Origin of the sequence: Streptomyces sp. AK08-02, assembly GCF_033795085.1 — a bacterium.
Classification (GTDB): domain Bacteria; phylum Actinomycetota; class Actinomycetes; order Streptomycetales; family Streptomycetaceae; genus Streptomyces; species Streptomyces echiniscabiei.
Genome location: NZ_JARAZV010000005.1, coordinates 15825 through 39911 on the forward strand (window position 1 = coordinate 15825; position 24087 = coordinate 39911).

Consider the following 24087-nt stretch of genomic DNA (forward strand, 5'->3'; position numbering starts at 1 on the left):
ACATTCGGACGATCCAGACGTAATCGGGGTATTGAAGTTGATAACCGGCATCCAGGGCATCCGTTTTCGTAGAGCAGTAGCCGTGGTGGTCACCACCGGCGCCGTGCTCGCGACCGGAGCGCTCACCGCGGCGCCCGCTCAGGCAGCTCCCGCCGTTCCGACGATCGTCGCCAAGGGCGGCTATCTGATGAACAACGCCAACGGCGCGAGCCTGTACAGCAAGGCCGCCGACACCAAGCTCTCCACCGGTTCCACCACGAAGATCATGACGGCGAAGGTCGTGCTGGCGACGGCGAACCTGAACCTCAACACCAAGGTCACGATCCAGAAGGCGTACAGCGACTACATCGTCGCCAACACCGCCTCCTCGGCCGGCCTGATCGTCGGCGACAAGGTCACCGTCCGCCAGCTGCTCTACGGGCTGATGCTGCCGTCGGGCTGCGACGCCGCGTACGCGCTCGCCGACAAGTTCGGCACCGGCACCACGCGTGCCGCCCGGGTGAAGTCGTTCATCGCCAAGATGAACAGCACGGCCCGGAGCCTCGGCATGACGAACACCAAGTTCGACAGCTTCGACGGCATCGGCAACGGCGCGAACTACTCGACGCCGAAGGACCTGACGAAGCTCGCCAGCAACACCATGAAGAGCGGCGCCTTCCGCACGATAGTGAAGACGCAGAACTTCAAGGAGAAGGTCACCACCTCGAACGGCGGCACCCGCTGGATGAGCTGGGAGAACACCAACAAGCCGCTGCTGTCCGGCTACGCGGGCACCATCGGTATCAAGACCGGCTCCGGCCCGCAGGCCAAGTACTGCCTGGTCTTCGCGGCCACCCGCAACGGCAAGACGGTCATCGGTACGGTCCTCGCCTCCACGTCGGTCGCCAACCGCACGGCGGACGCGAAGAAGCTGATGAACTACGGCTTCGCGCGCCTCGGCTGATGTCCAGCCGCTGATCAAGTGTGAGAAGGGGCCTGTCGCGCTGAGCGCGGCAGGCCCCTTCTTCTTGTCTCGTTCTTCCTGGCTCACGCCCAGGTGATGAGCTTCTTCGGCTGCTCCAGGATCGCCGCCACGTCCGCCAGCACCTTGGACCCCAACTCCCCGTCCACCAGCCGGTGGTCGAAGGAGAGGGCCAGGGTCGTCACCTGACGGGGCTTCACCTTGCCCTTGTGGACCCACGGTTGCGGCTTGATCGAGCCGACCGCCAGGATCGCGGCCTCCCCGGGAGGCAGAATCGGCGTGCCGGTGTCGACGCCGAAGACACCGACGTTCGTGATCGTCACCGTGCCGCCCTGCATCGCGCCGGGAGAGGTTTTGCCGTCCCGGGCCGTGGACACCAACTCGCCGAGCGCCTCCGCCAGTTGCGGGAGCGTCTTGTCGTGGGCGTCCTTGATGTTCGGGACGATCAGACCGCGCGGAGTGGCCGCCGCGATGCCCAGGTTGACGTAGTGCTTGAGCACGATCTCCTGGTTCGCCTCGTCCCAGGACGCGTTGATGTCCGGGTGGCGCTTGATCGCCACCAGCAGGGCCTTGGCGATCAGGAGCAGCGGGTTCACCCGCAGACCCGCCAACCCGTACGAGTCGGGGGCCCCCTTGAGCTCCTCGACCAGTTTCAGGGTGCGCGTCACGTCCACCGTCACGAACTCCGTGACATGCGGCGCCGTGAACGCCGAGCCGACCATCGCCGCCGCGGTCGCCTTCCGTACGCCCCTGACCGGGACGCGCGTCTCCCGGGCACCGTCGTACGTGGCCGCCGGGGCCGCAGGGACGACCGGCGCCGTGCGCACCGGCTCGGGGGCCGTCGGGGCAAACGCCGCCACCGCCGCGTGCACGTCCTCGCGTGTGATGACGCCGTCGGGGCCCGACGGGGTCACCGTCGTCAGGTCGACGCCGAGATCCTTGGCGAGCTTGCGCACCGGTGGCTTCGCGAGCGGACGGGCCGTCACAGCGGCCAGGAGCGCCTGACCGGGCAGGCCCGCGCCAGTGCCGGTGAGGGCTCCGGTGAGGGTGCCGTGGCCGTTGTTCGTCCCCACCTGCCCGCTGTGGCCGTTCAGCTCCTGCTGGACCGCCGCCGCGACCTCCCGCGCCGGAACGTCGGCGCCCTTGCGGGGGCGACGCTTGGTCGAGGAGACGGCCACGCCGTAGCCGACGAGGACCGGCTGGCGGGCCGGCGGTTTCGCCTCCTCGGGCGCTTCCCTGGGCGCCTCGGCCGGAACGGGAGCCTCGGCCTCCACCGCTGCCCCGGCCCCGCCCGTCACGTCCACCGCGATGATCGACGTACCCACGTCGACCGTCGTGCCCTCGGGGAAGTGGAGTGAGCGCACGACCCCGTCGTACGGGATGGGCAGTTCGACGGCCGCCTTGGCCGTCTCGACCTCGCACACCACCTGGCCGTCGGTGACGGTGTCACCCGGCTGGACATACCACTTGAGGATCTCGGCCTCGGTGAGTCCCTCGCCCACGTCGGGCATCTTGAACTCGCGAACGGACGCGTCAGTCATCGTCGTCACGTCCCTCTCCTCAGTACGCCAGCGAGCGGTCGACGGCGTCGAGCACCCGGTCCAGGCTCGGTAGGTACTCCTCCTCCAGGCGCGCCGGCGGGTACGGGGCGTGATAGCCGCCGACCCTGAGCACCGGTGCCTCCAGGTGGTAGAAGCAGCGTTCGGTGATCCGGGCCGCGATCTCCGCACCCGAACCGAAGAACACCGGTGCCTCGTGCACCACGACCAGACGGCGGGTCTTCTCGACCGACGCCTGGACGGTGTCGAAGTCGAGCGGGGAGACCGACCGGAGGTCGAGGACCTCCAGGGACCGGCCCTCCTCGGCCGCCGCGTTCGCGACCTCCAGGCACAGCTTCACCATCGGCCCGTAGGCCGCGAGGGTGAGATCGGTGCCCTCGCGGACCACCTTGGCCTTGTGGAGCGGGCCGGGGATGGCTTCGACATCGACCTCGGCCTTGTCCCAGTAGCGCCGCTTCGGCTCGAAGAAGATCACCGGGTCGTTGCTCTGGATGGCCTGCTGCATCATCCAGTACGCGTCCGAGGCATTGGCCGGGGAAACCACCTTGAGGCCCGCCACGTGCGCGAAGAGCGCCTCCGGGGACTCCGAGTGGTGCTCGACCGCGCCGATGCCGCCGCCGTACGGGATGCGGATGACGATCGGGAGCTTGATCTTGCCCAACGCGCGCGCGTGCATCTTCGCGAGCTGGGTGACGATCTGGTCGTACGCCGGGAAGACGAAGCCGTCGAACTGGATCTCGACCACGGGGCGGTAGCCGCGCAGGGCGAGGCCGATGGCCGTGCCGACGATGCCCGACTCGGCGAGCGGGGTGTCGATGACCCGGTCCTCGCCGAAGTCCTTCTGCAGACCGTCGGTGACCCGGAAGACTCCGCCGAGCTTGCCGACGTCCTCCCCCATGATCAGGACCTTGGGGTCCGACTCCAGGGCCTTGCGCAGCGATTCGTTGATCGCCTTCGCCAGGGCCATGCTCTTGGACGTCACGGTCTTCGGGGCCGCGTTCGTCGAAGCCACTGTCTCTGCCGCCATGCTCATGCCCCCTCCACATCTGCGAACGACGCCTGGTAGGCGGCGAACTCGGCCCGCTCCTCGTCCACGAGCGCGTGCCCGTCGGCGTAGGTGTGCTCGAACATCGCGAAGGGATCCGGGTCGGGCATCGCACGGACCACTTCGCGTACTCGCCTGCCCAACGACTCGCTCTCGGCCTCCAGTTCCGCGAAGAATCCCTCTTCCGCGTGGTTTGAGGCCTCCAGGTACGTGCGCAGCCGCGCGATCGGGTCCTTCACCTCCCAGGCTGCCCGCTCGTCGTCGTGGCGGTAGCGGGTCGGGTCGTCGGAGGTCGTGTGGGCGCCCATGCGGTACGTGTACGCCTCGACCAGCGTCGGGCCCTCGCCGCTGCGGGCCCGCTCCAGGGCCCACTTCGTCACCGCGAGGACGGCCAGCACGTCGTTGCCGTCCACCCGCACGCCCGGGAAGCCGTAGCCCTGCGCGCGCTGGTAGAGCGGGACGCGGGTCTGGCGCTCGGTCGGCTCGGAGATGGCCCACTGGTTGTTCTGGCAGAAGAACACCACAGGGGCGTTGTAGACCGAGGCGAAGGTGAAGGACTCGGCGACGTCGCCCTGGCTGGAGGCGCCGTCCCCGAAGTACGCGATGACCGCGGAGTCGGCGCCGTCCTTGGCCACGCCCATCGCGTAGCCGGTGGCGTGCAGGGTCTGCGAGCCGATGACGATCGTGTAGAGGTGGAAGTTGTTGGTGTTGGGGTCCCAGCCGCCGTGGTTCACCCCGCGGAACATGCCCAGCAGGTTGGTCGGGTCGATGTCCCGGCACCAGGCCACACCGTGCTCACGGTAGGTCGGGAAGACGTAGTCGTCGGGCCGGGTGGCACGGCCGGAGCCGATCTGGGCGGCCTCCTGGCCGAGCAGCGAGGCCCACAGGCCCAGCTCGCCCTGCCGCTGGAGGGCGGTGGCCTCGGCGTCGAAGCGACGGGTCAGCACCATGTCCCGGTACAGGCCGCGCAGGTCGTCGGGGGTGAGAGCGGCGACGTACGGGTCGTAGGCGGCGTTCCTGACGCGCCTGCCCTCGGGGGTGAGCAGTTGGACGAGATCCGGATCGGCGCCCGTCCCGGCCGACTTCTCGGCGGGTCCCCCGACCGGCTTCCTGGCGGCGGCGCGCTTGCTGGGGGCGCGCTTCGCGGCCGTGGCCTTCGTCGCGGTGACAGTGGCGGGCGGCGCGGCCGTGGCTTGTGCGTCGACGGCCGGCGTGTCGGCGCTCTGCGCGGTGGTGCGGGTGGTACCGGTCTTGCTTCCGGCGCTGCGTCGCGGTTTGCGCGCGGCAGTGCTCTCCACGGTCACGTGTACTCCTCCGTCGGTCCGGCCCCGGGGTTGCCGGGTAACCAGTGCGGTCACCTGTTCCCGATACCCGTGCACGGGGTGGGTGCCACTCGGCCGGGAACAGGCGTGACAGGCGTCCCGGCGAGCGTCCCGCAAGCATCACGTTACCCAGTGCGCCATATTTCTATGAAACCCCCCTGACCTGCGATTTTGCTTGGAAATCCAAGTAAATTGAGCAAGTCGGGAAGGGGCCCTGGTCACAGCCTTGCAGGGGGCCGGAACAACGGCACGTTATCCCGCTGACCCAGCTCACGGGAAGAGCCGGTGTGTGAGACTGTCCGGGTGCCCGAAGACGGAAAAATCACTGTATTTCTCCTCGACGACCATGAAGTCGTCCGCCGGGGAGTCCATGAACTGCTCTCGGTCGAGGACGACATCGAGGTGGTCGGCGAGGCCGGGACGGCGGCGGACGCACTGGTACGGATTCCGGCCACCCGCCCGGACGTGGCCGTCCTGGACGTACGGCTCCCGGACGGCAGCGGCGTAGAGGTCTGCCGCGAGATCCGCTCCCGGGACGCGGGCGTCAAGTGCCTGATGCTGACCTCGTTCGCCGACGACGAGGCGCTCTTCGACGCGATCATGGCGGGCGCCTCCGGGTACGTCCTGAAGGCCATCCGCGGACATGAACTACTGGCGGCCGTACGGGACGTGGCCGCCGGCAGGTCCCTGCTCGACCCGGTCGCGACCGCCCGTGTCCTGGAGCGGCTGCGGGACGGCGGCGGTCCGAAGGGCGACGAACGGCTCGCGGACCTCACCGAGCGGGAGCGCCGGATCCTCGATCTGATCGGCGAGGGCCTCACCAACCGCGAGATCGGCGAACGGCTGCACCTGGCGGAGAAGACCATCAAGAACTACGTGTCCGGGCTGCTGTCCAAGCTGGGCATGCAGAGGCGCTCGCAGGCGGCGGCGTACGTGGCGCGGATGCAGGCGGAACAGCACGGGCGGCAGGGGCAGCACGAGCAGCGGCAGGGTTTCTAGGCCGCCGCGCCTCTCCGGGCTGCCGCACCTCTCCGGGCTGCCAGGGTTTTCCGGACCGCCGCGCCTTCCGGGCTGCCGCGCCTTCCGGACCGGGCACTCCGGCGGGTACCCGGACCGGGGCCTCGGGACTTTAGGCCTCTCCATCTCGGGGCGAGCGCCCCTGGTGCGCCCGGTCTCCCGTCGCGCACCCTGAGTGCATGCCGACCGACGAACAGCGCGCCGCCGACCTTCTCGGCCGGGTGGAGCACGGCCGGGTCGCGACCAGCATGCGCGCGCTGCCCTTCCTGGCGTCCGCCCGGCACATCGTGGTGGACGGCCGGGTTCTGCTGCGCCTGCACAGGGGGCACGGCTACCACCGGGCGTGCGTGGGCGGTGTCGTCGCGTACGGCGCCGATGTTCCGTCCGCGCGGAGCCGGTCCTGGTCCGTGCAGGTGGTCGGGGAGTGTGCCGCCGTCGAGCCGACCCCGGCCGAACTCGACCGGTTCGGCCCCGCACCACGCTCCGTGGACGGCGTTCCCTTCGATCCCGTCTACCTACGAGTCGAACCCCAGTTCGCAACAGTGCACTCGGTGATCGAAACCGACCGTCCGTGACTTTCCGCGGTCACTTGTGACTGCCTGCGACAAGCGCCCCGCTCACGCGCCCGGCTCGTGCCCTACCATCTGGCGCGTGCCGCGCTCATCTGTACCACCCTTTGCGTCCCATGCGCCCCCTCTGGGCGCCCTCCTCCGCCAGTACTCCGCCGGGTCCGCGCTGACCTGCGAGCCCGTCGACCAGGGGCTGCTGAACCGCGGCTACCGGCTCGCCACCACGCGCGGCCACTACTTCCTGAAGCACCACTTCGACCCCGAGACCGCCGACCCCGCCGCTATCGCACGTCAGCACCGGGCGACCCAGCGCCTCGCGGATCTCGGCGTCCCGGTGGCCCCGCCGCTGCCCGGCCGCGACGGACGTACGGTCGCCGTCGTCGGCGGGAGCGCCTACGCCCTGCACCCCTGGATCGACGGCCGCCACCGCCACGGCGGTCAGCTCAGCACCGTCCAGTGCGGTCGGCTGGGCTCGCTGCTGGGCGTGGTCCACGCGAGCCTGGAACGCGTCATGCCGACCCGCGGCCGGGCGCCGGACGAGAACGGAGACGGGGAGGAGGCCGAGGCCGGAAGGGCGGAGGAGACCGGCGGGTGGGAGCAGGGAGCCCCACAGGGGATGGCCGCCGGTCGAGGACAGGCCTGTGAACAGGGCGCCGCCGACGGGTTCGTCCGGCCGGGACGGGCCGACCGGGAGGGAGGATTCGGCCGGCCGATCACCGTCGTCCACCCCCGGGACGCCACCCGGCAGGACGGGTCCACCGGCCGTGGCCGGGCCGCCGCCCCTGCCGAAGGCGACACGAAGGCACTCACCCCCGGCAGCCCCGTCGAGCCCCCACGGCACGCATCTGGTGCCCGTCGCGCCGACCGCTGCACCGGGCAGCAGGAGTCGGTCGGTAGTGACGGCACCGCCGAGCCGCTGCAGGCCCCCTCGGCCGACCCCGCCGACACCTTCGCGCTCATCGACGACCTGCTGGCCCACGTCCGCCGGCACCGCCCCACCGACGCCTTCGACGAACTGGCCCGCCACCGGCTCCTGGAACGGCGCGCGCTGCTGGAGCAGCACGCGGACCGGCGACCCCCGCCGGGCGGCTCGGTGGGCTGGGTGCACGGGGACTTCCACCCGTTCAACCTGCTCTACAAGGGGGACGCCCCGGCCGCGATCGTCGACTGGGACCGGCTCGGCGTACAGCCCCGTGCGGAGGAGGCCGTACGTGCCGCCGCGATCTTCTTCGTACGTCCCGCCGGCACGCTCGACCTGCCCAAGGCACGGGCGTACGCGCGCGCGTACCGGCGTGCCGCGGGGGCCACGCCCTCCGAACTGGCCGCCGCCGTGCACCGGGTGTGGTGGGAGCGTCTCAACGACTTCTGGATGCTGCGCTGGCACTACGAGCGGGGTGACACCCGCGCCGACTCCCAGTTCCCGGCCGCCTCGGCGCTCGCGGTGTGGTGGACGCGCGAGTACGACGTGGTCTGCGAGGCGTTCGTGGACTGACGTCCGCCGAGGGGCCGCCCGCCGCCGACCGGTACGACCGTCCGCCGGAAACGGCACGCGCGCGTGAAGCCCTTTCGGGCCGCACGCGCGCGTGGAGAGTGCTTTGCGTCAACCCGCCCTCGGTTCGTTCCCCCGGAAGGGCGGGCGGCGGGTCAGGGAGTGGTACCGCCGTCCGTACCGCCGTCCTCCTCGCCCGGGTCACCCGAAGTGTCGGGCGACGGCGAGGCCGCGCCGGTCGACTGCGACGGCGTGATCGACGGCTGCGGAGTCGTCTGGACGTCCGACGGGGTGGCCGACGGCTTGCTGGAGGGGGTCGGGGACGGCGTGTACGACGGGGTCTCCGAAGGCGTCCACTGGGACCCCGAGTCCGAGCCGGTGCCGTCGTCCGTTGCGGTGCTCGACGTCTCTTCGGAGGCGTCGTCGCTCGGGCTGGCCGTGGAGTCGTCGGTCGTCTGGGACCGCGTGGTGGTCGGCGTTTTGCTCGTGCCGGGGTTGTCGTCGTTCTTCGTGCCGTTCTGGACCGCGAGGGCGACGCCCGCCGCGATGGCGATCACGGCGAAGAACGCCAGTATCCACAGCTTGCCCCGGCCGCTGCCCCGGTTGCCGTGCCCCTCGAAGCCGCCGTCGTCCCCGCCGCCGCCGTACCCGGAGGGCAGGATCTGCTGGGGGATCTGCGTGGTGCCGGGCTCACCGGGGTGGTTCATCACCGTGGTCCCGGCGAATCCCCCAGAGGGGGTGTGCCGGCCGTCGTGCATGTCGACGGGCCCGGTGTTCCAGGTGCCGGTGTGGCTGCCCTGGTCGTACAGCATCTGCAGGCCGTACTGGATGAGACCGCGCATCTCCTCGGCGGTCTGGAAACGGTCGTCCGGCTCCTTGGCGAGGGAACGCATGACGAGCCCGTCGAGTTCCGGCGGCGCCGCGTCCGAGACCTGGGACGGGGGCACCGGAATGTCCTGGACGTGCTGGTAGACCACGGACAGCGGGGTCTCACCGGTGAACGGCGGCCGCAGCGCGAGGAGTTCGTACAGCAGACAGCCGGTGGCATAGAGGTCGGAGCGGTGGTCGACGGCCTTGCCGAGGGCCTGCTCCGGGGAGAGGTACTGGGGCGTGCCCATGACCATGCCGGTCTGCGTCATCGTCGTGGACGCCCCGTGCAGCGCGCGGGCGATGCCGAAGTCCATGACCTTCACCGCGCCGCCGTGCGTGATGATCACGTTGGCGGGCTTGATGTCGCGGTGCACGATGCCGTGCTGGTGCGAATAGGCAAGCGCTTCCAGCACCCCGGAGACGATGATCAGGGCCTGCTCGGGCCCGGGTGCCTCGGCGTTGATGAGGAGGTCGCGGATGGTGCGCCCCTCGACGATCTCCATCACGATGTACGGGACGGACTGGGCGCCGCTCGCGGTGAAGCCGCCGTTGGGCAGCGTGTCCTCGCCGGAGTCGTACACGGCGACGATCGAGTGATGGTTGAGCCCGGCCACGGACTGGGCCTCGCGCGTGAAGCGGGCCTTGGAGATCGGGTCCTCGGCGAGGTCCGCGCGGAGCAGCTTGATCGCGACCGTCCGCCCGAGCCGCACGTCCTCGGCGGCGAACACCTCTGCCATGCCGCCCCGGCCGAGTCTGTGGGTGAGCCGGTACCGGCCGTCCCCCACCAGTCCGCCGTTGCCCCACAACTCAGGCGCGTCTGACATACCGCCGCCAGCCGCCTCGGGGTCGGACGGGCCCTGAGCGCGCTGCTGTGCCATCAGTCCTCGCCGTCGTTTCTGCCCGCGGTGCGCGCGGTGTTGTTACGGTCTCCGTCGGCCACGCTACAGCCTTTACACAAGCCTCCGGTCCGGGAGGCGCTCCCGGAGGAGCTCCGGAAGGAACCCGGGTACGGGTCCCAGGCGGACCGGTCATCAAACCCGTTGCGGGTATGGTCGTGCAAATTGCGTGCCCCGTCCGCACAGCACCTGTAACGCTTCCGCGACGCTTCCTTCCCGTACGGTCACGGAACGGGCACCGCGCTTGACGTGGCAGTGCCCTCCGGCAGACTTGGCCCGGAATCAGCCAATCGATCACGTCTGGCTGTGGAGAAGCTCGGGGGACGCTGAGACATGAGCCAGGACGGCGCACACGGCCGGTACGCGGGGCACGCGCTCGCCGGCGGGCGCTACCAGCTGCGCGATCTGCTCGGCGAGGGCGGCATGGCCTCGGTGCACCTCGCGTACGACTCGGTCCTGGACCGGCAGGTCGCGATCAAGACACTGCACACCGAACTGGGCCGTGAACAGGCCTTCCGCGAGCGGTTCCGCCGCGAGGCCCAGGCCGTGGCCAAACTCACGCACACGAACATCGTCTCGGTCTTCGACACCGGCGAGGACGATGTGGCGGGGACCATGACCCCGTACATCGTCATGGAGTACGTCGAGGGGGAGCCGCTCGGCTCCGTTCTGGACACGGACGTACGGCAGTTCGGGGCGATGCCCGCCGACAAGGCGCTCAAGGTCACCGCGGACGTGCTGGCGGCGCTGGAGATCAGCCACGAGATGGGCCTGGTCCACCGGGACATCAAGCCGGGCAACGTGATGGTGACCAAACGCGGTGTCGTCAAGGTCATGGACTTCGGCATCGCCCGCGCCATGCAGTCGGGCGTCACGTCGATGACGCAGACCGGCATGGTCGTGGGCACTCCGCAGTACCTCTCCCCGGAGCAGGCGCTGGGCCGGGCCGTGGACGCCCGTTCCGACCTCTACTCGGTCGGCATCATGCTGTTCCAACTGGTCACCGGGCGGCTTCCGTTCAACGCCGATTCGCCGCTCGCGATCGCGTACGCACATGTCCAGGAGCAACCGGTCGCCCCTTCCTCGGTCAACCGGGCGTTGCCTCCGGGGGTGGACGCGCTCGTCACCCGCGCGTTGAAGAAGAACCCGAACGAGCGTTTCCCGAGCGCCGTCGCCATGCGCGACGAGTGCCTCCGGGTGGCCGCCTCCCTCCAGCCGGCCGCCCCGAACATCGTTCCGGGCGCCCCCGCGCAGAGCGGCGCGGGCGTCGCCTCCGCGGTGTTCCCCCCGGTCGACCAGTCGACCCCGGCCCCGCCGGGCCCCGTGCAGACCCCGTACCAGCCGACCCCGTACCCACAGCACGCGAATCCGCAGCACTCGAATCCGTACGGCGCCACTCCGCCCCCGGCGTACACACCTCCGCACACGCCCCCGCAGACACCGGCTCCCGCGTACGGCTATCCGCAGCAGGCCGCGTACCAGGCGTCCGGCGCGTACGCGTCGCAGCACACACCGCCGGTCGCGTACTCCCCGGCGCCGCCGTCCACGTCCTCCTCCGGAGGTGGACGGAAGAGCAACACCCCGGTGATCGTGGGCTCGATCGTCGTCTCGCTCGTCGCCGTCGGCGGGCTGCTCCTGGCCCTGAAGCTGGGCGGCGACACCACCGACAACGGGGGCGGGACCGGCACCGGCGGCTCCGCGAGCTCCTCGCCCTCGCAGACGGCGGAAACGGGAACGGACTCGGGTTCGGATTCCGGTTCGGGATACAAGGGGCCGGACCTGGGCAAGACGATCGACGCGGAGGAGTGCTCGGAGGCTCGGGAGTCGTACACCGACCCGGACAAGGTCCAGCTGCCCGACTTCCGCTACAAGAACCTGACCTCGGTCAAGCTCTGTTTCCAGGCGGCCGGCTGGCGGATGAAGATCACGCGGGTCGACGAGAACACATTTGGCAAGGACACGGTCACGGACCAGTTCCCCTCCGCGGGCACGGACGCCGACCCGGAGGACATGCCGGTGATCGAACTGAGCGTGTCGACGGGCAACCCGTCCTGATCCGACGGTTGTTCATGGAGCGGGGCCCGGCAGCCGGTCGGTCGGCCACCGGGCCCCACTCCATGAGATCTGGGAAGGACCGGAAGGGCTAGAGGTACGGCCCGCCCGTACGTCCGCCCGTGCGCGGGTCCTCGTCGCCCTCGTGGCCGCCGACACCCGGCGGCAACGCGCGGCGCATCTGCTCCAGCTGGGCCCGCGCGGCCATCTGCTGGGCGAACAGCGCGGTCTGGATCCCGTGGAAGAGGCCCTCCAGCCAGCCCACCAACTGGGCCTGCGCGATCCGCAGTTCGGCGTCGCTGGGAATCGCCTCGTCCGTGAACGGCAGGGACAGCCGCTCCAGTTCGTCGACGAGCTCAGGCGCCAGACCGTCCTCCAGCTCCTTCACCGAGCTGGCGTGGATCTCCTTGAGCCGGACCCGGCTCGCCTCGTCGAGAGGAGCCGCCCGCACCTCCTCCAGCAACTGCTTGATCATGCTGCCGATCCTCATGACCTTGGCGGGCTGCTCCACCATGTCCGTCACCGGAATCTCGCGGGAGTCGTCGTCACCGCCACCACCGAGAGCCATCCCGTCCTGGCCAACGACCAGGATCTGGGGGTTCTCCGGCGACCTTTCGTTCCTCGGCATCTCCATGTGGCCATTCTCTCCCACCTGGTCGCGTTGTCGGCCGGTGGGTCCTGTCCGGCTCTCCCTGTCCGGGATGCCGGACAGACGGGTGCGTGTGAGGCTGGTCCCGTCGGACCCCGGTGAGGGGTGAGTGCCGGCTGACGACTGGCGACTCCGCAGCGGGAGGGGGCCAACGACGTGACTCCATGGCTTCGCACCCTGCGTACCTGCGGCACCTTGCTGGCCCTCGCGGCCCCCGTGCTCGCCGCTTCCCCGCACGGCACGACACCGCCGTACGGCAACCCGTCCGTCGCCCGCGCCGCCCGGCCCGCCCCGGACGCCTCCCGGGCCGGGAGCCCGGCGGGCGAGGGGCGGGAGCGGCCGGGGCGACGGGAGTCCGCGCCACCCGACGAGTCGGCGTACGACGAGGCCGTCCCCGCCCCCGTGCCCACCGCCGTCCCGGACGAGCAGGGGTCAGCCACCGCCCCGCCCGCCACCGCGTCGGAGCCGGGCTTGCGGATACTGCCGCTCGGCGGCGGGCTGGTCCTGCTCGGTCTCGGCCTGGGCCTCGTCCTCCTGGCGCTGCGGCTGCGCGTACGGAGGACGTGACCGGCGGGGGTCCCTGTTACGGGACCACCAGCAGCACCTTCCCCACATGCCCGCTGTCCTCCACGACCCGGTGGGCCGCCGCCGCGTCGCTCATCGGGAGCTCCCGGTCGACGACGGGCCGGACCCGGCCGGCGGCGAGCAGCGGCCAGACGTGCTCGCGTACGGCGGCCACGATCGCCGCCTTCTCGGCGAGCGGGCGGGCACGCAGCGAGGTCGCGCTGATCGCGGCCCGCTTGGTGAGCAGCGCGCCGATGTTCAGTTCGGCCTTGACGCCGCCCTGCATACCGATGATCGCGAGCCGTCCGTTGACGGCGAGGGCGCGGACGTTGCGGTCCAGGTACTTGGCGCCCATGTTGTCGAGGATGACGTCCACGCCGGCGCCGCCGGTCGCCTGCTTCAGCTCCTCGACGAAGTCCTGCTCGCGGTAGTTGACGAGGATGTCGGCGCCCAGCTCGGCGCACTGGTCGAGCTTCTCCTTCGTCCCCGCCGTCACGGCGACCCTGGCACCGACCGCCTTGGCGAGCTGGATGGCCATGGTGCCGATGCCGCTGGAGCCGCCGTGCACGAGAAGGGTCTCGCCCGGGCGGAGGTGGGAGATCATGAAGACGTTCGACCAGACCGTGCAGACCACCTCGGGCAGCGCCGCCGCACGCTTCAGGTCGACGCCCTCGGGCACCGGCAGCAGCTGCCCGGCCGGGACGGCGACCTTCTGGGCGTAACCGCCGCCCGCGAGCAGCGCGCACACCTCGTCGCCGACGGACCAGCCGGACACTCCGGGCCCGATCTCGGCGATCCGGCCGGAGCACTCCAGGCCGGGGTACGGGGAGGCGCCGGGTGGCGGGTTGTAGAAGCCCTGGCGTTGCAGGATGTCGGCGCGGTTGACGGCGCCGGCCACCACCTCGACCAGCACCTCGCCCTCACCGGGCACGGGATCGGGGACCTCGGCCCACACCAGCGCCTCGGGCCCTCCGGGTTCGGGAATCGTGATCGCATGCATGAGGGGACGCTACTCCCCGCCCCGAGGAGACCGGGGTGCGGTCCGGGCCCGGCCAGGAGACCGTGGAGGGACGTGCGGCCTCGCGAGCGATGAGTTTCCGGCCGGTCGGCGGTCTCCCTCTGCGTCACCCCGTACGCGCAAGGACTCCGGAAGGACCCGAGACATGAGCCCAGAGGCAGCCAGGGCGAGCAGGGCGGCCGAGGCGCCCGACCTCGCGATCGAGACCGCGGGGCTGGTGAAGACGTTCGGCGAGACGCGGGCGGTCGACGGCGTCGACCTCGCCGTGCCCACCGGCACGGTCTACGGGGTTCTCGGGCCGAACGGCGCCGGCAAGACGACCACCGTGAAGATGCTGGCGACCCTGCTCAGGCCGGACAGCGGCGAGGCTCACGTCTTCGGCCACGACGTGGTGCGCGAGGCCGACACGGTACGCGGCAGGGTGAGCCTCACCGGCCAGTACGCGTCCGTGGACGAGGACCTCACCGGCACCGAGAACCTGGTGCTGCTCGGCCGGCTCCTCGGCCATCACAAGCGGACCGCCCGCGAGCGCGCCGCCCAGCTCTTGGATGCCTTCGGTCTCACGGACGCGGCGGCGAAGCAGGTCAAGCACTACTCGGGCGGTATGCGGCGGCGGATCGACATCGCCGCGTCCATCCTCAACACTCCCGACCTGCTCTTCCTCGACGAACCGACGACCGGCCTCGACCCTCGCAGCCGCAACCAGGTGTGGGACATCGTGCGCGCGGTGGTCGCCCAGGGCACAACGGTGCTGCTGACCACGCAGTATCTGGACGAGGCCGACCAGCTGGCGTCCCGGATCGCGGTCATCGACAGGGGCAGGGTGATCGCGGAGGGCACGAAGGGCGAGCTGAAGGCGTCCGTGGGCGCCGGGTCCGTCCATCTGCGGCTACGGGATCCGGCGCAGCGGCCCCAGGCGGAGGAGGTGCTGCGGCGAACCCTCGACGCAGTTGTGCAGCGCGAGCCCGATCCGGTGGCGCTGACGGCCCGCGTCGGTACCTCGGTCGGCGACGCCGCGGCCGAGCAGGCGGCCCGCGCACTGGCCGAACTGGCCCGCCTCGGCATCACCGTCGACAACTTCTCCCTGGGACAGCCCAGCCTGGACGAGGTCTTCCTCGCCCTCACCGGACACGACACGCAGGCCGGCTCCACGGCCGACTCCACAGCTGACTCCACTGAAGGCGAGGCAGCGGCATGAGCACCGCGACCACCACCACCGAGAAGGAACTCGCCCCCGTCAGCGCCGAGTCGCTCGCCGCGCTGCTCATCGCCAAGGACCGGCCGCCGCGCCCCAGCGCGCTCTCAACGTCCCTCACTTTCGGCTGGCGCGCGATCCTCAAGATCAAGCACGTCCCCGAGCAGCTCTTCGACGTCACCGCGTTCCCGATCATGATGGTGCTGATGTACACGTACCTGTTCGGGGGCGCGCTGGCGGGCTCTCCGCGCGAGTACATCCAGTTCCTGCTGCCGGGCATCCTGGTGATGTCGGTCGTGATGATCACGATGTACACGGGTGTCTCGGTCAACACGGACATCGAGAAGGGGGTCTTCGACCGCTTCCGTACGCTGCCGATCTGGCGGCCGGCGGTGATGGTCGGCTATCTCCTCGGCGACGCCCTGCGCTACACCATGGCGTCCGTGGTGATGCTGACGGTCGGCGTCATCCTGGGCTACCGCGCCGACGGCGGAGTGGTGGGCGTGGCCGCCGGCATCGCCCTCCTCCTGGTCTTCTCCTTCGCCTTCTCGTGGATCTGGACGATGTTCGGGCTGCTGCTGCGAACGGAGAAGTCGGTGATGGGCGTCAGCATGATGGTGATCTTCCCGCTGACCTTCCTGTCCAACGTCTTCGTCGACCCGAGAACCATGCCCGGCTGGCTCCAGGCCTTCGTCAACAACAGCCCGATCACCCATGTGTCGTCGGCGGTACGGGAGCTCATGGCCGGCGAGTGGCCGACCGCCGAGATCGCCTGGTCACTGGGGTGGGCGGGGCTGCTGGTGCTGGTCTTCGGCCCCGTCACGATGCGGCTCTACAACCGCAAGTAGCGCCGACGGCCGGGGATCAGTTGTCGCGGATCGGACGGACGTCGGGTGCCACCTGCGCGCTCGGCGTCGCCCGCACGATGGTGATGAGCCGGTCGGCCACCTGAAGCTCCCCGATGGCCGGATCGTCGTAACCCAGCACACGATGCCCGCGTACGACACTCACGACCAGGTCGTTCGTCTCGCGCGGCCCCTTGCCGACCTCGGCCTTTATGACCGGCCGCTCGACGATGTCGAGTCCGCTGCCCTGCTGGATGAGGTCCTCCATGACCATGCCGGCGACCGGGCTGAGCACGGACAGCCCGAGCAGCCGTCCGGCGGCGCTCGCGCTCGTGATGACGGCGTCGGCGCCGGACTGCTTGAGCAGGGGCGCGTTCTCCTCCTCGCGCACGGCGACCACGATCTTCGCCTGCCGGTTGAGCTGCCGGGCCGTCAGGGTGACGAGCACGGCCGTGTCGTCGCGCTGGGTGGCGATGATGATCTGCCGCGCCTTCTGCACCTCGGCCTGCAGGAGCACGTCACTGCGGGTGGCGTCGCCGACCACTCCGGCGTACCCCTCGGCGGTGGCGGCGTCCACGGCCTTGGCGCTGGGGTCGACGACCACGACCTGTTCCTTCTTCAGCCCGGTGACACAGACGGTCTGTACGGCCGACCGCCCCTTCGTGCCGAAACCGATGACCACGGTGTGCTCTCGCAAGGCCGCCCTCCAGCGGTTCTGCCGCCACTCCTCGCGTGTGCGCTCCGTGAGGACTTCGAGAGTCGTGCCGACCAGGATGATCAGGAAGAGCACGCGCAGCGGGGTGATGACGAAGATGTTGGTGAACCGGGCGGCGTCACTGACAGGCGCGATGTCGCCGTATCCGGTGGTGGAGAGGGTGACGGTGGCGTAGTAGAAGGCGTCGAGGAGGCCGACGGAACCGTCGGCGTTGTCGCTGTAGCCGTCATGGTCGGCATAGACGATGAGCGCGGTCCCGACCAGGACCAGCAGGGCCATGGCGACGCGTTTGCCGACCTGCCGGATCGGCCGTTCCACCACGGTCCTGGGAAGTTTCACCCGATAGGTCGCCAAATGCTCGTCCGCCTGGCGGGCGATGGCGTCATGGCCCGGCAGTTTCACGTGAAACATCCTCCCCTGGCACGCTGGCGGGCGCCGTTGCGATCCGAATGTTTCACGTGAAACACACTCCGGCTTCGGTGGCCGCGGCCCAGGGCAGATCCAGCAGTTCCAGTTCCTGACCGGCTCGTGCACCGCCCGGCGGTACGACCGCGAGAGCCTCGGCGGCGGCGATCCCGCGCAGCATGGCCGGCCCGTTGTAGTGCAGCGGCACGGCCCGGTCGTCGCGCAGGACGACAGGGACGAGCCGGGTGTCGTGCGGATGCCCGTGCACCTCGTCCCTGAGGGGGAGCGTGTAAGGCTCGGGCGCCGCCCGTCCGGCGAGGGTCCGCAGCAGGGGCTCCGCGAGGGTGAGCAGCCCGGAGACGGCGGCCAGCGGGTTGCCGGGCAGCCCGACCAGGTGCTGGTTCTCCTTCAGTCGGGCCAGCAGCATCGGGTGTCCGGGGCGCACCTGGACGCCGTGCACCAGCAGCTCGGCACCGAGTCTGCGCAGGGTGGGGTGCACGTGATCGACGGGTCCCGCGGCGGTGCCGCCGGTGGTGACGACGATCTCGGCGGGGGAGTTCTTCAGGGCCTCGTAGAGCGCCTCGGCGTCGTCCCCGAGCCTGCGTACGGCGATGACGTCGGCGCCGAGCGAGCGCAGCCAGGGCGGCAGCATCGGGCCGAGGGCGTCCCGGATCAGACCGTCGTGCGGCAGTCCCTCGGTGAGCAACTCGTCGCCCAGGACGAGGACTTCGGCCCGGGGCCGGGGAATCGCCGCGAGGGTGTCGTAGCCGGCTGCCGCCGCGAGACCGAGCACCGCCGGGGTCACGAAGGTACCGGTGGGCAGCAACTGGTCACCGGAGCGGCACTCCTGGCCGCGCGGCCGGATGTCCTGGCCGTGGCTCATTTCGCGGATGGCGTGCAGCCGGCCCTTGTCGTCGGTGCGACCGTGCTCGCTGCGCAGTACGGCGCTCGTGTCGTGGGGGATGCGGGCGCCCGTCGCGATCCGTACCGCCTCACCGTCGGTGAGCGGCTCGGGCTGCGCGTGTCCGGCGAGCACACCGGCCTCGCGCACCTTCCAGGGGCCGGGGCCGGCCACCGCCCAGCCGTCCATCGCGGACGTGTCGAAGGAGGGGAGGTCGGTGAGGGCCGCGAGCGGGGCGGCGAGGACCAGGCCGAGGGCGGCTTCAAGGGGGACGGAGACGGGCGCTGAGGCGGCCCGGGGGACCTGCCTGGCCGCACGCTCGGCGATGGCGCGGGCCTGCGGCCAGGGGGTGGCACGGGGGCGCTCGGGGGAGGAGGCAGGGGCGACACCCGGGTGGGTGCCGGGGCTGCCGCTGTCGGCGTCCACGTCGTAGACGCCGTCCCCTGTGGGGGCCGGTACCGAGGGGCGCGTGGGTTTCGGTCCGTCACCCTGCCCACCGATGCCGTTGCCTTCGTTCACGAGGGCGAGCGCCTCCTCGACGCCGAGGTCGTCCAGGTCGCCGCGGGCGGTCATCCGGCGTCCGGGCGGCTGTCGGGGGACGGGACCGCGCCCGGCTCGGCGGCTGCGGGCTTCTCCTCCGCCGCTGCCTCGTCCGCCCAGCGCAGTGCGAGTGCGACGGCCTTTCGGGTGGCCTCGGCGACCGCTTCCGGGCCTCCCCCGGCCCGGCCCGCCGCGTATCCGACGAGGAACGTCGTCAGCGGGGCGGCGGGCCTGGCCACTCCGTGCGCGGCGTCGCGGGCGAGGTCCAGGAGGAGGTTGGTGTCGACGTCCAGGTCGATGCCCAGTTCGTCCTTGGCTGCGGAAATCCATTCGTCCAACACGTGCCCATGCTCCCTGATGCGTGCTCTGGCGGCGGCGATGTCTTCCCAGGTGTCGCAGTCGAAGGACGCGACGGGGTCCACGACCCGGGTGAGGTCGAGCGCGGCGGTCAGCCGGCGCAGCGGCAGGCCGGTGAGTCCGCCGTGTTCACGGGTGAGCGCGTCCAGCTCCCGGCGCAGCGCGGACGCCCGGTACGCGGCCACGAGCGGCTGGTCCCGGCCGTCCGGGTCGGTGAGCAGCGCACCCTCCGCTCCGCTCGTCCGCAGGGCGCCGAGAAGCCGCCGTACCGTCGCCGGTTCGAGGAACGGTAGATCGGCGGAGAGCACGACGACGGGCTCGGCCCCGGTGTGGCGCAGGCCCGCGTCGAGCGCGGCGACGGGTCCGCCGCCCGGCGGGTCCTCGTGGGCCCAGGTCACGGGCCGTACGGTGGGCCTGGGGCCGGCCACGACCACGGTGGTGCCGGCGTCCGCGCAGGCGGCGAGCACCCGGTCGAGCAGCGCCCGACCGCCCACCCGCACGCCGGGCTTGTCGGCGCCGCCGAGCCGCCGGGCGGCCCCGCCCGCGAGCACCACGGCGTCGTAGCCGACGGCGCCGTGGGTCCCTGAGGGCTGGGGCTCGTAGGCGGTCACCCTCCGAGTATGCGGGCCGTCGTCGATCACGGGGAACGTACGCGCGCAGCCCTGATCACAGTGTGCGCAGCAACACCGCCGGTTGTTCGACGCAGTCCGCCACATAGCGCAGGAACCCGCCCGCCGTGCCGCCGTCGCACACCCGGTGGTCGAAGGTGAACGACAGCTGGACGACCTGGCGCACCGCCAGTTCGCCCTCGTGCACCCACGGCTTGGGGACGATCCGGCCGACACCGAGCATGGCCGCCTCGGGGTGGTTGATGATCGGCGTGGAGCCGTCGACGCCGAACACGCCGTAGTTGTTCAACGTGAAGGTCCCGCCGGTGAGTTCGGCCGGTGTGAGGGTGCCGGTGCGGGCGGCCTCGGTCAGTCGTGCGATCTCCGCGCCGAGCGACTCGGCGTTCCTGGTGTGCGCGTCCCGTACGACGGGGACGACGAGTCCGCGTTCGGTCTGCGCGGCGAACCCGAGGTGGACCCGGTCGAGCCGGACGATCTCCCTGGCCGCCAGGTCGACCGTGGAGTTCAGGTCGGGGTAGCGGGCGAGGGCGGCGGTGCAGATTCGGGCCAGCAGGGCGAGGAGGGAGATCTTCGGGCCTCCGCTCGCGTTCATGAGTACGCGCGTGTGCATCAGTTCCGTCGCGTCGGCGTCCACCCAGCAGGTCGCGTCCGGGATCTCGCGCCGGCTGCGGGAGAGCTTGTCGGCGACGGCACCCCGGATGCCCTTGAGGGGGACGCGCGTGCCCTCGGTGGTGGCGGGGGCGGGGTGCGCCGCGGTCACCGGAACCGCGTTCGGGGCCGACGCCGGGGGCTCGGTTCGTGCGGCGCCGGTGTGCAGGGCGCGCTCCACGTCGGCGCGCAGGATCAGTCCGTCGGGTCCGGAGCCCGCCAACTCCCGCAGATCCAGGCCGTTCTCACGGGCGAGCCTGCGGACCAGCGGCGAGATGACCGGTACGGGACCGTCCACCGGAGCAGAGGCGGGAGCGGGAGCAGGGGCTTGTACGGCCACGTCATCGAGTGCCTGCGGGGCGGCGGGCGCCGCCTGGTCCCGCCGTACCCTCCGGCGCCGGGCGGGCGCCTCGGACGTGCCGTACCCCACGAGCACGTTCCCGGAGCCGGCCTCGACACGGGCCTCGGCACCTGCACCGGCGGGGTCGGAGTGGGACGGTGTCCCGACCGCGACCGTCACCAGGGGGGAGCCGACGGGCAGTTCGGTGCCCTCCTCGCCGAAGCGGGCGGTGACGACACCGCCGTACGGACACGGGACGTCGACCATCGCCTTGGCCGTCTCGACCTCGACGACCGGCTGGTCGACGGCGACGACCTCGCCGACCTCGACCAGCCAGCGCACGATCAGCGCCTCGGTGAGTCCCTCGCCGAGATCGGGGAGCCTGAACTCCAGTACCTGTGCCATCAGCGTTCCGCCTCCCACTGCAGCCGTCCCACGGCGTCCAGGACACGGTCGACGCCGGGCAGGTGGTGCCGCTCCAGCATCGGCGGCGGGTACGGGATGTCGAACCCGGCGACACGCAGCACCGGCGCCTCCAGGTGGTGGAAGCAGCGCTCCGTGACGCGGGCCGCGATCTCCCCGCCCGGGCCGCCGAAACCGCCCGACTCGTGGACGACCAGGGCGCGCCCGGTCCGCCGGACCGACGCGCACACCGTCTCGTCGTCGAACGGGACCAGGGAACGCAGGTCGACGACCTCCAGGTCCCAGCCCTCCGCCTCCGCCGCCTTCGCCGCCTCCAGGCAGACGGGCAGGGACGGCCCGTACGTGATGAGTGTGGCGCTGCGGCCCGGGCGCCGCACCACCGCGCGTCCGATCGGTTCAACGGCCGACGGCTCGTCCGGGTTCCAGGAGTCCTTCGACCAGTACAGGCGCTTGGGCTCCAGGAAGACCACCGGGTCGTCGGAGGCGATGGCCGCCCGCAGCAGGCCGTACGCGTCGGGGACCGTGGCGGGGGTGACGACATGAAGACCCGGGGTCGCCATGTAGTACGCCTCGGAGGAGTCGCTGTGGTGTTCGACGCCGCCGATGCCGCCGCCGTAGGGCACCCGGACGGTGATCGGCAGGGGCATGGCCCCGCGGGTGCGGTTGCGCATCCGGGAGACGTGCGAGATCAGCTGCTCGAACGCGGGGTAGGCGAACGCGTCGAACTGCATCTCGACGACCGGGCGCAGGCCGTACATGGCCATGCCGACGGCCGCCCCGAGGATGCCCGCCTCGGCCAGCGGGGTGTCCGTGCAGCGGTCCTCGCCGAACTCCTTGGCGAGCCCGTCGGTGACCCGGAAGACCCCGCCGAGGGTGCCGACGTCCTCACCCATGACGTGCACGGTGGGGTCGGTGGCCATGGCGTCGCGCATCGCGCGCGTGAGGGCCTGCGCCATGGTGGCCGGCTTGAGGGCGACGGTCGTCATCAGTGCGTCCCCTCCGCCTCGGCGTCGAGCTCGGCCCGCAACTGGGCCCGCTGCTCGCGCAGTTGCGGGGTGGGCTCGGCGTACACCTGGGCGAACAGGTCCATGGGGTCGAGCGCCGGGTCCTGGTTCATCCGGGCGCGCAGGTCGGCGGCGAGTGTCTCGGCGTCGTCGCGCGCCGCCCTGATGCCGTCCTCGTCGAGGAGCCCGCGCGCGGTGAGCTCGCGTTCCAGGAGATCGATCGGGTCGTGCTCGCGCCACGCGGTGACCTCGGAGTCGGCCCGGTAGCGCTTGTCGTCGTCGGCGTTGGTGTGCGCCTCCACGCGGTAGGTCACCGCCTCGACAAGCGTGGGACCACCACCCGCGCGCGCGTGCCGTACGGCCTCGCTCAGCACGTCGTACATGGCGACCGCGTCGTTGCCGTCGACCAGCCGGCCCGGCATCCCGTAGCCGACGGCCTTGTGGGCCAGCGACGGGGCGGCGGTCTGCTTGGCGAGCGGTACGGAGATCGCGAAGCCGTTGTTCTGGACCAGGAAGACCACCGGCGCCTGCCACACGGCGGCGAAGTTCAGCGCCTCGTGGAAGTCGCCCTCACTGGTGCCGCCGTCGCCGACCATGGCCAGCGCGACCACGTCGTCGCCCTTGAGACGGGCGGCGTGGGCGAGCCCGACGGCATGCGGCAGCTGCGTGGCGAGCGGGGTGCACAGGGGCGCCACCCGGTGCTCACGCGGGTTGTACCCGGTGTGCCAGTCGCCGCGCAGCAGCGTCAGCGCCTGTACGGGGTCCACGCCCCGGGCGACCACGGCGAGCGTGTCCCGGTAGCTGGGGAAGAGCCAGTCGCGGTCCTCCAGGACGAGCGCCGCGGCCACCTCACAGGCCTCCTGGCCGACGCTGGAGGGGTACACGGCGAGCCGGCCCTGCTTGGTGAGGGCGGTGGCCTGCGCGTTGTACCGGCGCCCGCGCACCAGCTGCGCGTACAGCCGGCGCAGCAGTCCGGCGTCCGCCCGCGCCGCCGCCTCGGTGCCGAGGACGCGGTACGGAGCCGCGTCGGGCAGCAGCGGCGCGGGGTCGGTACGGGGCTGCCAGGCGGGCGGTGGCGTGGGCCGGTACGCGCCCCGCTGCTCCATGACCGTCATGACGGCACCTCCTCGTGGGAGACGACTCAGGGCGCGCCACGGATGTGACTCGCCTCACCTACCGATTGTTCGGTCGTCGGCACATTTTGGCTACAGGCACCGCCAGGCTGTGGACAAACGGTTCTCCACAGCCTGAGATGGACGCAGTACGTCCATGAAAGGGAAGCGGGGAGACATGGCACCTGAACAAATGGCCGAACGCCCGGAAGGCGGCAACACCCCGCCGCCCCCGCGCCCGCTGGACGCCATTGATCAGGACATCCTGCAGATGCTCCAGGCGGACGGCCGCGCCTCGATCCGTTCCGTGGCCGAGCACGTCCACGTCTCGCGTGCCAACGCCTACGCGCGCATCAACCGCCTCATCGAGGACGGCGTGATCCGGGGCTTCGGCGCCCGTGTGGACCATGAGCGCGCCGGACAGGGCACATCGGCGTACATCACCCTGAAGATCGTCCAGAACTCCTGGCGCACGGTCCGCGAGCAGCTGAGGCAGCTCCCCGGGGCCGACCACATCGCCCTGGTGGGCGGCGACTTCGACGTACTCCTGCTGGTCCACACCCCCGACAACAAGGCACTGCGCGAACTGGTGCTGACGCGCCTGCAGGCCATTCCCGAGGTGCTCAGCACACGCACTCTGCTGGTGTTCGAGGCGGAGGACCTGGAACCGCAGACCTGAGTCACCGTTCCTGTGGACCGAGTGGGAGTGAGTCCCGTTCAGCCGCGCGCCCCGAACGGTCTTGGGCGCACTGGTCCCCGGCGTACTCGACCCCGGGAGGCGACACGCATCCTGTACGTGGTCCGAGCCCGGGAGGCCAGTTCCCTACGCGGCCTGGCCAGGTGGGTACGGCCGGAGGGCGACGGGGAGGCCCTGAACCATCACTCCGGTGGAGCAGGGGCCCCGCACGCTGACGCCGTACCCGGTGTCCCAGGTCGCACCACCACGTTAGCCCGAACAGCCC

Annotated in this window: 21 protein-coding genes; 9 read left to right on the forward strand and 12 right to left on the reverse strand. The window is 71.2% G+C overall.

Translation table 11 applies throughout. The features are described 5' to 3' along the window. Positions 1–37: 37 nt before the first annotated feature. On the forward strand, positions 38–943 hold the full coding sequence (locus tag PV734_RS11030) for a D-alanyl-D-alanine carboxypeptidase family protein (protein WP_319097784.1): 906 nt from the start codon (positions 38–40) through the stop codon (positions 941–943). Between the two features lie 83 nt (positions 944–1026). Here PV734_RS11030 and PV734_RS11035 read toward each other — a convergent pair whose 3' ends face one another. The 3 genes from PV734_RS11035 to pdhA (PV734_RS11045) form a co-directional block, all read right to left on the reverse strand. Next, complete coding sequence (locus tag PV734_RS11035) at positions 1027–2511, reverse strand: dihydrolipoamide acetyltransferase family protein (RefSeq protein ID WP_319097684.1); 1485 nt, start codon at positions 2509–2511, stop codon at positions 1027–1029. Positions 2512–2521: 10 nt separating this feature from the next. Continuing rightward, entirely contained in the window at positions 2522–3487 is a 966-nt protein-coding gene (locus PV734_RS11040) for an alpha-ketoacid dehydrogenase subunit beta (protein WP_319097785.1), read from the reverse strand. Between the two features lie 62 nt (positions 3488–3549). After that, a complete protein-coding gene (gene pdhA / locus PV734_RS11045; RefSeq protein ID WP_319097685.1) occupies positions 3550–4869 on the reverse strand; it encodes a pyruvate dehydrogenase (acetyl-transferring) E1 component subunit alpha in 1320 nt (439 codons plus the stop codon). Between the two features lie 321 nt (positions 4870–5190). Here pdhA (PV734_RS11045) and PV734_RS11050 point away from each other — a divergent pair, with 321 nt between their 5' ends. The 3 genes from PV734_RS11050 (at position 5191) to PV734_RS11060 (ending at position 7965) form a co-directional block, all read left to right on the forward strand. After that, positions 5191–5886 carry a response regulator transcription factor gene (locus PV734_RS11050; RefSeq protein WP_319097686.1) on the forward strand — a complete coding sequence of 232 codons (696 nt, stop codon included), beginning with the start codon at positions 5191–5193 and terminating at the stop codon, positions 5884–5886. Positions 5887–6083: 197 nt separating this feature from the next. Next, positions 6084–6479, forward strand: a complete 396-nt coding sequence (locus PV734_RS11055; RefSeq protein WP_319097688.1) for a pyridoxamine 5'-phosphate oxidase family protein — start codon at positions 6084–6086, stop codon at positions 6477–6479. Positions 6480–6555: 76 nt separating this feature from the next. Beyond that, complete coding sequence (locus PV734_RS11060; protein WP_319289370.1) at positions 6556–7965, forward strand: phosphotransferase; 1410 nt, start codon at positions 6556–6558, stop codon at positions 7963–7965. A 152-nt stretch (positions 7966–8117) separates the two neighbouring features. Here the strand turns inward: PV734_RS11060 and PV734_RS11065 are convergent, their stop codons facing one another. Then, a complete protein-coding gene (locus tag PV734_RS11065) occupies positions 8118–9713 on the reverse strand; it encodes a protein kinase domain-containing protein (RefSeq protein WP_319289573.1) in 1596 nt (531 codons plus the stop codon). Between the two features lie 348 nt (positions 9714–10061). Between PV734_RS11065 and PV734_RS11070 the strand changes: the two genes are divergently transcribed. Next, on the forward strand, positions 10062–11783 hold the full coding sequence (locus tag PV734_RS11070; RefSeq protein ID WP_319097691.1) for a Stk1 family PASTA domain-containing Ser/Thr kinase: 1722 nt from the start codon (positions 10062–10064) through the stop codon (positions 11781–11783). Positions 11784–11871: 88 nt separating this feature from the next. On the opposite strand, the gene PV734_RS11075 is transcribed toward PV734_RS11070, so the two are convergent. Beyond that, a complete protein-coding gene (locus PV734_RS11075) occupies positions 11872–12414 on the reverse strand; it encodes a bacterial proteasome activator family protein (protein ID WP_006381368.1) in 543 nt (180 codons plus the stop codon). Between the two features lie 171 nt (positions 12415–12585). Here PV734_RS11075 and PV734_RS11080 point away from each other — a divergent pair, with 171 nt between their 5' ends. Then, the gene (locus PV734_RS11080) at positions 12586–12996 is read left to right on the forward strand and encodes a hypothetical protein (protein WP_319289371.1); all 411 of its coding nucleotides are present in this window, start codon (positions 12586–12588) and stop codon (positions 12994–12996) included. A gap of 16 nt (positions 12997–13012) precedes the next feature. On the opposite strand, the gene PV734_RS11085 is transcribed toward PV734_RS11080, so the two are convergent. Further along, positions 13013–13993, reverse strand: a complete 981-nt coding sequence (locus PV734_RS11085; RefSeq protein ID WP_319097693.1) for an NAD(P)H-quinone oxidoreductase — start codon at positions 13991–13993, stop codon at positions 13013–13015. 163 nt (positions 13994–14156) lie between these two features. Here PV734_RS11085 and PV734_RS11090 point away from each other — a divergent pair, with 163 nt between their 5' ends. Further along, entirely contained in the window at positions 14157–15209 is a 1053-nt protein-coding gene (locus tag PV734_RS11090; RefSeq protein WP_319289372.1) for an ATP-binding cassette domain-containing protein, read from the forward strand. Beyond that, a complete protein-coding gene (locus PV734_RS11095; RefSeq protein WP_319289373.1) occupies positions 15206–16054 on the forward strand; it encodes an ABC transporter permease in 849 nt (282 codons plus the stop codon). The genes PV734_RS11090 and PV734_RS11095 overlap by 4 nt, the downstream gene beginning before the upstream one ends. A 16-nt stretch (positions 16055–16070) precedes the next feature. Here PV734_RS11095 and PV734_RS11100 read toward each other — a convergent pair whose 3' ends face one another. From PV734_RS11100 to pdhA (PV734_RS11125), 6 genes are read right to left on the reverse strand one after another with little or no spacing between them, the layout of a single operon-like run. Next, entirely contained in the window at positions 16071–17177 is a 1107-nt protein-coding gene (locus tag PV734_RS11100) for a potassium channel family protein (protein ID WP_319097698.1), read from the reverse strand. Positions 17178–17220: 43 nt separating this feature from the next. Then, positions 17221–18645 carry a molybdopterin molybdotransferase MoeA gene (locus tag PV734_RS11105; RefSeq protein WP_319289374.1) on the reverse strand — a complete coding sequence of 475 codons (1425 nt, stop codon included), beginning with the start codon at positions 18643–18645 and terminating at the stop codon, positions 17221–17223. Further along, a complete protein-coding gene (locus tag PV734_RS11110) occupies positions 18642–19580 on the reverse strand; it encodes an NTP transferase domain-containing protein (RefSeq protein ID WP_319289375.1) in 939 nt (312 codons plus the stop codon). The genes PV734_RS11105 and PV734_RS11110 overlap by 4 nt, the downstream gene beginning before the upstream one ends. A gap of 55 nt (positions 19581–19635) precedes the next feature. Further along, positions 19636–20991 carry a dihydrolipoamide acetyltransferase family protein gene (locus PV734_RS11115; protein WP_319289376.1) on the reverse strand — a complete coding sequence of 452 codons (1356 nt, stop codon included), beginning with the start codon at positions 20989–20991 and terminating at the stop codon, positions 19636–19638. Then, positions 20991–21995 carry an alpha-ketoacid dehydrogenase subunit beta gene (locus PV734_RS11120; RefSeq protein ID WP_319097703.1) on the reverse strand — a complete coding sequence of 335 codons (1005 nt, stop codon included), beginning with the start codon at positions 21993–21995 and terminating at the stop codon, positions 20991–20993. Before PV734_RS11120 ends, PV734_RS11115 begins: the two co-directional genes overlap by 1 nt. Beyond that, the gene (gene pdhA, locus PV734_RS11125; protein WP_319097704.1) at positions 21995–23128 is read right to left on the reverse strand and encodes a pyruvate dehydrogenase (acetyl-transferring) E1 component subunit alpha; all 1134 of its coding nucleotides are present in this window, start codon (positions 23126–23128) and stop codon (positions 21995–21997) included. The genes PV734_RS11120 and pdhA (PV734_RS11125) overlap by 1 nt, the downstream gene beginning before the upstream one ends. Positions 23129–23318: 190 nt before the next feature. Between pdhA (PV734_RS11125) and PV734_RS11130 the strand changes: the two genes are divergently transcribed. After that, on the forward strand, positions 23319–23804 hold the full coding sequence (locus PV734_RS11130; RefSeq protein ID WP_319097786.1) for an Lrp/AsnC family transcriptional regulator: 486 nt from the start codon (positions 23319–23321) through the stop codon (positions 23802–23804). Positions 23805–24087: the final 283 nt, after the last annotated feature.